This is a genomic window from Streptomyces sp. NPDC039430 (genome assembly GCF_055639435.1).
The window spans coordinates 26,656-36,705 of the sequence record NZ_JBVKAK010000014.1 but is presented as its reverse complement, the minus strand read 5'-3'; the positions used below and the strand labels follow the sequence as shown (position 1 = coordinate 36,705).

Here is a 10,050-nt window from a genome sequence, read left to right as displayed (position 1 = left end):
AACACCCCCCCCCCCCCCCCCCCCCCCCCCCCCCCCCCCCCCCCCCCCTCCCCCCCCCTCCCCCCCACCCCCCCCCCCCCCCCCCCCCCCCGACGCCGTGCGGTCGACCGGCTTCAGATGGCCGACCAGCCGTTGTCGACGGGCAGGACCGTGCCGTTGATGTTGCCCGCGGCGTCCGACGCGAGGAAGAGGATGGCGGCCGCCTGCTCCGCGGCGTCGGCCACCCTGCCGGCGAGAGCGACATGGGGACCGACCACGCCCGGGCCGTGGGCACCCGCCTCGGCGTCGACCCGGATGTTGGTCGAGGTCGCCCCGGGGGCGATGGCGTTGGCACGGATCCCGTTGTTCCGGTACATCACGGCGAGGGACTTCGTCAGGCCGACGATGCCGTGCTTGGCGGCGGTGTACGCGGTGCCGGCCGCGCTGCCGCGCAGGGCGGCCTCGGACGCCGTGAAGACGATGGCCCCGCGGCCCCGGTCCAGCATGTGCGGCAGCGCGGCGCGGGTCAGCATGAAGGGCGCCGTCAGATTGACCCGGATGACGCGCTCCCATTCGGCGTCCTCGGTGTCCGCGAGGGCCGACATCCGGTCCATGATGCCCGCGTTGTTCACCAGGACGTCCAGGCCGCCGTACGCGCTGGTGGCCGTGTCGACTATCTCGTCCACCACGGCCTGCTCGCTGAGATCGCCGACAACCGCGCGGGCGACGCCACCCGCGGTCGTCACCGCCTTCACGGTCTCGTGGGCGGTCTCCCCGTTGAGATCGGCGACCAGTACGTTCGCGCCCTCCGCGGCGAATCGCAGCGCCGCGGCCCTGCCGATTCCCGATCCCGCCCCGGTGACGACGACGCTGCGCCCCTCAAATCCGTTGCTGCTCATGAGTATTGCTTCTCCTTACGGTCGGACGAATGCGCGGCGATGGCGACACCCCGGATTACTTGAGTCAGGCAAGCATGTGTGAGTTACTTGAGTCAAGCAAGTGAATGTGAAGTTGCTTGAGTCAGGCAAGTAGATGGTAAAGTGTATGGATGCCCAAATCACCGCCGGCGGTTGTCCCGTCCCCGTCTCCGTCCCTATCTCCGTCCCTGTCTCCGTCCTCGGCCGATGTGAGCGAGATCGAGCGGGCGCTGAGCCGCGTCGCCTATCTCTCCAGCAGGGTCCGGCCGCACGACCGCCTGATGGCCCAGGCGGGAGTGTCCCTGGACCGCGCCGCCGTGGCGCTGCTGCGGCAGATCGCCGACTCCGAACCCCAGCGCCCCAGCGAGCTGGCGAACCGGCTGGCCGTGGAGGCATCCCATGTCACCCGGCAGGTGCAGCGGTTGGAGAAGTCGGGGTACGTGACCCGCGTCCCGGACCCGGAGGACGGCCGTGCGCAGCGCATCCAGCTCACCCCGGTCGGACAGCGGGCGATCGACCGCATCCGCGAGGCGAGCCGCCAGGGGATGCGGGCGGCCCTGGCGGAGTGGTCGCCGCAGGACCTCCAGCAGCTCGCCGCCCTGTTCCACCGGATGGTCGACGACTTCCTCGGCTACGCCGACGGCGATGCCGGTATCCCCGCCGAGCGCTCCACCTGACGCCGTGGTGGCCCTGGGCGCCATGGCCCTGGGCGCCTGGGCCCCGGCGCCGTCGTTCGTCCGGACGTGAAGCGTGAGCCTGACGCGAGGTGGTCCTTCCATGTACGGGATGTACGGGATATGCGGAGTGAGCGAGATGCGCGGGGTCAGGGAGCTGCCCGGTGTGAATGAGGCGCCCGGTGTGAATGAGGCGCGCGGGACGAATGAGGCGCGCGGTGTGAAGCAGATGCGCGGTGTGGACGATGCGCGCGGGGGCGTGGGCGGGAGACCGTCGGCCGTCCGTGGGGACGGGCAGCACGTCCTGGTCGTCGTCGGTGATCAGGAAACCTCTCACCTGCTCACGACCACGCTGGAACTCGCGGGGTATCGGGTCACCGTCGAGCGCACCGGCGCCGAGGGACTGGCCCGGATCGCGGGACACCGGTTCGACCTGGTGGTCCTGGACGTGACGCTGCCCGATCTGAACGGTCTCGCCCGCGGACGCCGCTCCGCCGCCGACCGCCCACCGGTGCTCTTCCTGACCGTGTGCGAATACCTGGACAGCCTCCTTCCCGAACTGGGCCCCGGCCACGAGGACTACGTCACCATGCCGTTCCGCATCGCCGAAGTCCTCGCCAGGGCCCAGGTGTTACTGCGAAGCCGCGGCCGCGGGCGCGGTACCGTACGGCGCGGACCGTGCTACGGCGACCTCGTCCTGAACGACGCCACCTGCCAGGCGTGGCGCGGGCCACGGCCGCTCGACCTGACACCCGCGGAGTACCGGCTGCTGCGTCATCTGCTGGTCAACGCCGATCAGGTGCTCTCCAAGGAACAGATCTGTCGTCACGTCTGGGGCGACGGCCGCGCCGACAACGCCATCGAGAAGCTCGTCTCCCGCCTCCGGCACAAGGTCGACCAGGAGGAACCGCAGCTGATCCATACCCGCAGGGGGTTCGGCTACCTGCTCGGCCGCTGAGCGTGTGATCGTCCTCACGTCAGCTTGCCGTCAGGTAATTGACCGGTCGGTGTCAGTGCGCTCCGGTTGCATGTGGTCATCGAGGCGTCCCGCCACCCTTCCCCGCACTCCGCCCCCGCGGAGCCCCCACCGAGGAGTGACATGGCCGACACACTGACCGATACCGCGGACGACGCGGCCCGGCCGATGCCGGAGTTCCCGATGCCCAGGGCGGCCGGCTGCCCGTTCGCCCCGCCCCCCGGCCTGGAGCAGCTCCGCGACGAGACGCCGATCGCCAAGGTCCGGATCTGGGACGGCAGTACGCCCTGGCTCATCACAGGACACGCCCACCAGCGGGCCATCCTCACCGATCCCCGCCTCAGCAACGACGAGAAGTTCGGCGCCTTCCCGCATGTGAGCGCGTACCGGGCGGAGATCGCGCGGGTCACCCCGAAGCTCATCACCAACACGGACGCCCCCGAGCACACCCGGCTGCGCCGGATGGTCAACGGTCCGCTCCTCCTCAAGCGGGTCGAGGCCCTGCGGCCCGCCATTCAGAAGATCGTCGACGATCTGATCGATGACATCCTGGCCGGTCCGAAGCCCGCCGACCTCCTCACGGCACTGGCACTGCCCGTGCCGTCGCTGGTGATCAGCGAGCTGCTCGGCGTGCGGTACGAGGACCACGAGTTCTTCCAGCACAACAGCAACATCGCCCTCGACCGCGACGTACCCCCGGAACAGGCCCGCGCGGCGAGCGGCGCGCTCTCCGGCTATCTCGACGAGCTGCTCACCGAGAAGCTGGCCGCCCCGGGCGCGGACGCGATGTCCGAGATGGCCGCCCGGGTCACCGCCGGTGAGATGACGCGCAGCGAAGCCGTCCACATGGGCGTCGCGATGCTCATCGCGGGACACGAGACGACCGCGACCATGATCAGCCTGGGCACTCTCGCCCTGCTGGAGAACCCCGACCAGCTGGCCGTGTTGCGGGACACCGAGGACCCGAAGGTCATCGCGGGCGCGGTGGAGGAACTGCTGCGCTACCTCTCCATCGTCCACTCCGGGCTGCGCAGGGTCGCCCGCGAGGACATCGAGATCGGCGGTCAGGTCATCCGCGCGGGGGAGGGGGTCGTGGTGGAGATCTCCGCAGCCAACTGGGACTCCGCGGCCTTCCCCGGGGCCGAACGACTGGACCTCGGCCGCAATGCCCGCCTGCACAACGCGTTCGGCTTCGGCCCCCACCAGTGTCTGGGCCAGTCGCTGGCGCGGGTGGAACTCCAGGTCGTCTACGGCACGCTCTACCGGCGCATTCCCACGCTGCGGCCGGCCACCGCGTTCGACGAGATCGAGTTCGAGGAGAGCGGGACCACCTACGGCGTGCGCTCACTGCCCGTCACCTGGTGAGCCCCGCGTCACCGACCGAGGCGAACCGGCGCGCGGACGGCGCGGCGAAGGACGAAGTGACGAGCGAGGAAACGACCATGCGTGTGGAAGTGGACGAACCGAAGTGTGTTTCGGCGGGCCTCTGTGTCATGAGCGCTCCCGAGGTGTTCGACCAGAGGGACGACGACGGTGTGGTGGTCCTGCTGGAGAGCGCCCCCGACGCCGGCACCCACGAGGGGGTGCGCGAGGCCGCAGGCCTCTGCCCGGCGGTGGCGATCCGGCTGGTGGAGACGTGAGGACCGTCCTGGTCGTCGGAGCCTCGGCGGCCGGTCTCGCCGCCGCCGAGGCGCTGCGCCGGGAGGGCTACGACGGCACGATCACCCTCGTCGGCGACGAGCCGCGGGCGCCTTATGACCGGCCGCCGCTGTCCAAACAGATCCTGTCCGCGCGCTGGGAGCCCGACCGGCTGCCGCTGCGCTCGACGGCCGATCTGGACGCGCTCGGCCTCGATCTGCGTCTCGGTGTCGCCGCGACCGGCCTCGAACTCGCCGGACGTACCGTGCACTTGGCCGACGGGACCCGGCTGCCGTACGGCGGTCTGATCGTGGCGACGGGGGTGCGCCCGCGCCGTCTGCCCGGCGCGGGAGCGCATGTGCTGCGCACCCTGGACGACGCCCTGGCCCTGCGGGACCGGCTCGGTCCCGGGAAGAGGCTGGTGATCGTCGGAGCCGGTTTCCTCGGCGCGGAGGCCGCGGCCGTGGCCCGGGGCCTGGGCACCGAGGTCACACTCCTCGAACCGGCTCCGGTACCACTGGCCCACGCGGTCGGCGAGGAGGTCGGCCGGGTCCTGTCGGGGGCACACCTGGACCACGGTGTGGACCTGCGTACGGGGGTCACCGTGTCCGAGGCGGCCGGCGGCGGCGTACGGCTCGACGACGGGGAAGTGGTCGAGGCCGACGAGGTCCTCGTCGCCATCGGTTCCCTGCCGAACACCGAATGGCTGGCGGGCAGTGGCCTGACGGTGCGCGACGGCCTGGTGTGCGACGAGTACAGCGCCGCCGCGCCGGATGTGTACGGCGCGGGGGACGTCGCGCGCTGGCACAACCCGCTGTTCGGTGTGGCGATGCGCGTCGAGCACCGTACCAACGCGGCCGAACAGGGCATGGCCGCCGCCCGCAATCTGCTGCGTCCCGAGGCCCGTAAGCCGTTCGCCCCGATGCCGTATTTCTGGTCCGACCAGTACGACATGAAGATCCAGGCGTTCGGTCATCTAAGGGGGCATGACGAAGTGACCCTCGTGGAAGGGGACTTCGGCGAACGCCGGTTCCTGGTCGCCTATCGCACCGGTGAGCGTCTGGTCGGAGTTCTCGCGGTCGGCATGCCGCCGAAGACGCTCCGCCCCTGGCGGGCGGCGATCGCGTCCCGCGCCCTGTGGGACGAGGCCGTACGGGCCGTGTCGCCGGCCACCGGCGTCGCGTAGCGCGGGAACGTGAGCGCGGGAACGTGAGCGCGAGCGCCCGTACGCGTACGTACGCGTACGAGCGACGGGAGCGGAAGCCGGAGTGACGGGCGGACCGCCCCGGGAGTATCAGCCGAGTCCAGGGAGTTGTTCATGGTGGATGACCAGCGGGAAGAGCGGGAAGAACGGGAAGAGCGCAGCGAGCCCGGTGACGTGGTCGTGGTCACGGGCGCGGGAGGTATGGGCGTGGCGATCGCGCGCCGGCTCGGCAGCGGGCGGACCGTGATCCTCGCCGACGCGTCGGAACAGCGGCTCGGCGAAACCGTCCGCGCGTTGAGTGCCGAGGGTTACGTGGTACGGGGCGCGGTCACCGATGTGGCCGACCGTGGTTCGGTCGAGAGACTCGCGGCGACGGCGTCCGGCGCGGGCCGGGTGGCTGCCGTCGTACACACCGCCGGGCTCTCTCCCGCGACCGCGTCGGCCAGGGCCATCGTCGACGTCAATCTGATGGGCACGGCTCATGTGATCGACGTCTTCGGGACGGTGGCTTCCCGTGGCACGGCCCTGGTCTGCGTCTCCAGCATGGCCGGGCACTACGCGACACTGAGCCGGGAGGAGGAGTACGCCCTCGCCACGACGCCCACGGACGGACTCCTCGCGCTCGACGTCGTCGCGGGTATCGGGGACGACGCGGCGTCCGCCTACTGCGTGACCAAGCGCTCCAACCACCTGCGGGTGCAGGCCGCGGCCCTCGCCTGGAACCTCCGCGGCGCCAGGCTGAACACCGTCAGCCCGGGGGTCATCTCCACGGCGATGGCGAAGGCTGAGGCCGAGTCGGCGTCCGGCGAACGGATGATGAGGATGCTGGAGGACTGCGGCGCGGGCCGTACCGGCACGCCCGCGGAGATCGCCGACGCCGTGGCGTTCCTCACCGGCCCGGGGTCGCTGTACATCACCGGTACGGATCTGCTTGTCGACGGCGGGCAGGCCGCGTGGATCCGCTGTCATCGGACGGCCTGACAGCGCCCCCGGCGGGCGCTACAGCGACACAGCGGCACGGCAATACAGCGGCACGGCACTACAGCCGCGGAACAGCACAGCAGTGGTTCGAGAGGCCCCGAGAGGACACGCATGCCCACCCCCACCCCCCATACGTCATCATCCGCCGCCCCCCAACCGGATCCGGAGGCACTCGGATTCGACCCGGACGCCCTGCGCGACCGCTACCGCGCCGAGCGCGACCGCCGGATCCGCCCCGACGGCAGCAAGCAATACCACAGCACCACGGGGGAGTTCGGCTACTACGTGGACGACCCGTACGTGGCGCCCGCGCCCCGCCGGGAGCCCCTCGACGACCGGGTCGAGGTCGTGATCATCGGCGGTGGGTTCGGCGGCCTGGTCGCCGGCGCCCGGCTGCGCCAGGCGGGCGTGCGGGACATCCGGGTGATCGAGAAGGCCGGGGACTTCGGCGGAACGTGGTACTGGAACCGGTATCCGGGCATCCACTGCGACATCGAGTCGTACATCTACCTGCCGCTGCTCGAAGAGGTCGGCTACGTACCGAAGTGGAAGTACGCGCCGGGCGAGGAGATCAGACAGCACGCGCGGGCGATCGGGCGGCAGTTCGAGCTGTACCGTGATGTCTGTTTCCAGACCGAGGTGACCGAACTCCGCTGGGACGAGGACGCGTTCGAGTGGACCATCCGTACCGACCGGGGCGACCGCATGCGGGCGCGCTATGTGGTGGTCTCCAGCGGCCCCTTCAGCCGGCCGAAGCTCCCCGGCATCCCGGGCATCGAGACCTTCCAGGGGCACACGTTCCACACGAGCCGCTGGGACTACGCGTACACCGGCGGTGACGCGGACGGCGGACTGCACAAGCTCGCCGACAAGCGGGTCGCCGTCATCGGCACCGGCGCGACCGCCATCCAGTGTGTGCCGCACCTGGGGCGCGACGCCCAGCACCTCTATGTGTTCCAGCGCACGCCGTCATCGGTCGACGTACGTGACAACCGCCCCACGGACCCCGAGTGGGCCGAGGCGCTGACCCCCGGCTGGCAGCGGCGTCGCCAGGACAACTTCCTCGCGCAGGTCGCCGGTGGCGGCGCGGACGAGGACCTGGTGTCCGACGGCTGGACCACCAGCGCCCGGCTGCTCCAGAGCCTGGTGCCGGGCGTGAGCGACGGCGACGGTCAGTCACCCGAACAGCGCGGCGCCATGGCCGAGTTGGCCGACTTCAAGAAGATGAACGAGATCCGCGCCCGGGTGGACGCCGAGATCGAGGACCGGGCGACGGCCGAGGCGCTCAAGCCCTGGTACCGCTATATGTGCAAGCGCCCCACCTTCAGCGACAGCTACCTGCCCACGTTCAACCGGCCCAACGTCACACTGGTCGACACGGCGGGCAGGGGCGTGGAACGCATCACCGAGAACGCTCTGGTCGTCGACGGCGTCACGTACGAGGTCGACTGCGTCATCTTCGCGACCGGTTTCGACATCGGCGGTCCGCCGGCCGAGCGGGCCGGACTCAACGTCCACGGCCGGGACGGTGTCACGTTGGCCGAGTCGTGGAAGGACGGTCCGAAGACGCTCCACGGGTTCTACAGCCACGGCTTCCCCAACTTCTTCCACCTCGGCTCCCTCCAGAACGCGGTCTCCGTCAACTTCGTCCATGTCCTCGACGAGCAGGCGACCCATATCGCCGAGATCGTCGCCGAGGCGGACAAGCGCCAGGCGCGGTACATCGAGCCGACGGCCGAGGCGCAGGCCGCCTGGGTCGCCACGATTCGCGAGAAGGCGCAGAACACGCACGCGTTTCTCGCCGAATGCACCCCGGGTTACTACAACAACGAGGGCAAGCCCGGTAAGGAGAGCCAGACGTACGGCGGCGGGCCGATCGAGTTCTACGACCTGATCAGGCGCTGGCGCACGGACGGTGACATGAGCGAGGCGATCGTCCGATGAGGCAGGCCAGCCGGTTCGACGACACCGGCCACTGGCACACCACGAGCGAGCGGTGGGACACGACGAGGCTCAACCCGCCGAACCGGCTGTGGGGTTCGAACGGTGTCACCTTCGGGCCCGACGGGCGTTTGTACGTGGCCCAGTTCATCGCCGGACAGATCAGCGCCGTGGATCCCGTCTCGGGAGACGTCGACGTGGTGGTGCCACTGGACGGCCCGGTCCAGGCGCCGGACGATCTCGCCTTCGGCGCGGACGGCTCGATGTACATCACCGATCTGACCCCCGGCAGGGTGTGGCGGCGGGATCCCGCGGGCGAGTTCACGCTGGTCTCCGACGCGGTGAAGGTGCCCAACGGCATTACCTGCGTGGGAGATCGCCTCTTCGTCAACGAGATGCGCAGCAACGGTCGGCTGATGGAGATGTTCCCCGACGGCGGCGATCCGGTGGTGCTCACGGACGGGCTTGCCTGGGGCAACGCGATGCAGCTCGGCCCGGACGGCCTGCTCTACTACCCGCACATGATCGCCAACGAGGTCTGGCGGATATCTCCCGAGGGCGGGGTGCCCGAGCTGGTCGCGAAGGACGTGGACGACCCCGTCGCGGTGCGGTTCGACCGGGGTGGTGTCCTGGTGGTGCTGTCGCGCGGTGTGGCGGGCATCGTGACCCGTATCGATCTCCGCACCGGCGCGCGGTCGGTCGTGGTCTCCGGTGTCGCGGGGCTGGACAACGCGGCGTTCGACGACGAGAACCGGATGTTCGTCTCCAGCTACGCGAGCGGCGGTGTCACGGAGATGCACGCCGACGGCCGGATCCGGGAGATCGTGCCGCGCGGGCTCGACGGCCCCTTCGGTGTGACGGTCGACCTCGGGGGCACGGTCTACGCGGCCGACCATTACCGCCTGGCGAGTCCGGCGGGCCCCGGCGAGGACGCGAGCGGGAGCGGTACCGGGAACGCGGACGCGAGCGGAAACGGTGACGGGAGCGCGAACGTGAGCGGCAACGGGAGCGCGAGCGGAAACGGCGACGACAACGAGTCCGGCGGCATCGTCACCCACGATCTGCTGCACTTCGTCCACGGCGTCACCGCGGACAACGGCGTCCTCCACCTCACCTCGCAGCTCGGTGACGTCCGTACCTACGACCCCGTACGGAAGACCACGCGGGTACGGGCGAGCGGACTGAGCGAGCCCACCGGCATCGCGGTCGCGCCGGACGGCTCACTCGTGGTCGCCGAGACGGGCGGCGGCCGGATCCTGCGGATCGACGGGACCGACACGGTCACCACTCTCGCCTCGGGGCTCGTACACCCCGTGGACGTGGCCTTCGACGGGGCACAGCGCTGTTACGTCAGCGACGACCGGCTCGGTGCGGTGCTCCGGCTCGACGACGGCGAGGCGGTCACCGTCGCGGACGGACTCGGCGCCCCGCAGGGCCTGGTCGTCCGCGACGACGAACTGTTCACGGTGGAGACCGCGCACCGGCGGCTGCGGGCGATATCGCTCGTCACGGGGGACAGCAGGATCGACGCGGAGAACCTCGCGGTCGGCCTCCCCCCTGGCACCACCCCTCCCGCCCGCCACCCGGTGCCCGGGGTCCCGGGCCCTCCGAGCCAGTTCGCGGGCCTCGCCCTCGGCCCGGACGGCTCGCTCTTCGTCTCGGCCAACGGAGAGGGAAGCGTGCTGCGGCTCTCTCGTAAACACGCGGGCGGGGACGCCCCGTAGCGCCACCGAAAGACGG

9 protein-coding genes are annotated in these 10,050 nt (G+C 70.7%); 8 read left to right on the top strand and 1 reads right to left on the bottom strand.

All coding sequences use genetic code 11. The features are described 5' to 3' along the window. Positions 1–113: 113 nt before the first annotated feature. Positions 114–878 carry an SDR family NAD(P)-dependent oxidoreductase gene (locus tag ACZ7LS_RS28500; protein WP_382530900.1) on the bottom strand — a complete coding sequence of 255 codons (765 nt, stop codon included), beginning with the start codon at positions 876–878 and terminating at the stop codon, positions 114–116. A gap of 149 nt (positions 879–1,027) precedes the next feature. Here ACZ7LS_RS28500 and ACZ7LS_RS28495 point away from each other — a divergent pair, with 149 nt between their 5' ends. From ACZ7LS_RS28495 to ACZ7LS_RS28460, 8 genes are all read left to right on the top strand, one after another. Continuing rightward, the gene (locus ACZ7LS_RS28495) at positions 1,028–1,573 is read left to right on the top strand and encodes a MarR family winged helix-turn-helix transcriptional regulator (protein WP_382530898.1); all 546 of its coding nucleotides are present in this window, start codon (positions 1,028–1,030) and stop codon (positions 1,571–1,573) included. Positions 1,574–1,799: 226 nt separating this feature from the next. Further along, entirely contained in the window at positions 1,800–2,528 is a 729-nt protein-coding gene (locus ACZ7LS_RS28490) for a response regulator transcription factor (RefSeq protein ID WP_385136925.1), read from the top strand. A 141-nt stretch (positions 2,529–2,669) separates the two neighbouring features. Then, positions 2,670–3,911, top strand: a complete 1,242-nt coding sequence (locus ACZ7LS_RS28485) for a cytochrome P450 (protein ID WP_382530896.1) — start codon at positions 2,670–2,672, stop codon at positions 3,909–3,911. Positions 3,912–3,988: 77 nt separating this feature from the next. Next, a complete protein-coding gene (locus ACZ7LS_RS28480) occupies positions 3,989–4,186 on the top strand; it encodes a ferredoxin (protein ID WP_385136904.1) in 198 nt (65 codons plus the stop codon). Then, positions 4,183–5,370: an NAD(P)/FAD-dependent oxidoreductase gene (locus tag ACZ7LS_RS28475; RefSeq protein ID WP_385136906.1), complete on the top strand. Its 1,188-nt coding sequence runs from the start codon at positions 4,183–4,185 to the stop codon at positions 5,368–5,370. The genes ACZ7LS_RS28480 and ACZ7LS_RS28475 overlap by 4 nt, the downstream gene beginning before the upstream one ends. A 132-nt stretch (positions 5,371–5,502) precedes the next feature. After that, on the top strand, positions 5,503–6,369 hold the full coding sequence (locus tag ACZ7LS_RS28470) for an SDR family oxidoreductase (protein WP_382676334.1): 867 nt from the start codon (positions 5,503–5,505) through the stop codon (positions 6,367–6,369). 111 nt (positions 6,370–6,480) lie between these two features. After that, entirely contained in the window at positions 6,481–8,313 is a 1,833-nt protein-coding gene (locus ACZ7LS_RS28465) for a flavin-containing monooxygenase (protein WP_385136908.1), read from the top strand. Further along, positions 8,310–10,034 carry a virginiamycin B lyase family protein gene (locus ACZ7LS_RS28460; protein ID WP_385136910.1) on the top strand — a complete coding sequence of 575 codons (1,725 nt, stop codon included), beginning with the start codon at positions 8,310–8,312 and terminating at the stop codon, positions 10,032–10,034. Before ACZ7LS_RS28465 ends, ACZ7LS_RS28460 begins: the two co-directional genes overlap by 4 nt. Positions 10,035–10,050: the final 16 nt, after the last annotated feature.

Excerpts from the sequence above, each read along its gene's own strand:
- ACZ7LS_RS28485 (WP_382530896.1), top strand. The coding sequence starts at position 2,670 with ATGGCCGACACACTGACCGATACCGCGGACGACGCGGCCCGGCCGATG.
- ACZ7LS_RS28460 (WP_385136910.1), top strand. The coding sequence starts at position 8,310 with ATGAGGCAGGCCAGCCGGTTCGACGACACCGGCCACTGGCACACCACG.
- ACZ7LS_RS28480 (WP_385136904.1), top strand. The coding sequence starts at position 3,989 with ATGCGTGTGGAAGTGGACGAACCGAAGTGTGTTTCGGCGGGCCTCTGT.
- ACZ7LS_RS28500 (WP_382530900.1), bottom strand. The coding sequence starts at position 878 with ATGAGCAGCAACGGATTTGAGGGGCGCAGCGTCGTCGTCACCGGGGCG.
- ACZ7LS_RS28490 (WP_385136925.1), top strand. The coding sequence starts at position 1,800 with ATGCGCGGTGTGGACGATGCGCGCGGGGGCGTGGGCGGGAGACCGTCG.
- ACZ7LS_RS28465 (WP_385136908.1), top strand. The coding sequence starts at position 6,481 with ATGCCCACCCCCACCCCCCATACGTCATCATCCGCCGCCCCCCAACCG.
- ACZ7LS_RS28495 (WP_382530898.1), top strand. The coding sequence starts at position 1,028 with ATGCCCAAATCACCGCCGGCGGTTGTCCCGTCCCCGTCTCCGTCCCTA.
- ACZ7LS_RS28470 (WP_382676334.1), top strand. The coding sequence starts at position 5,503 with ATGGTGGATGACCAGCGGGAAGAGCGGGAAGAACGGGAAGAGCGCAGC.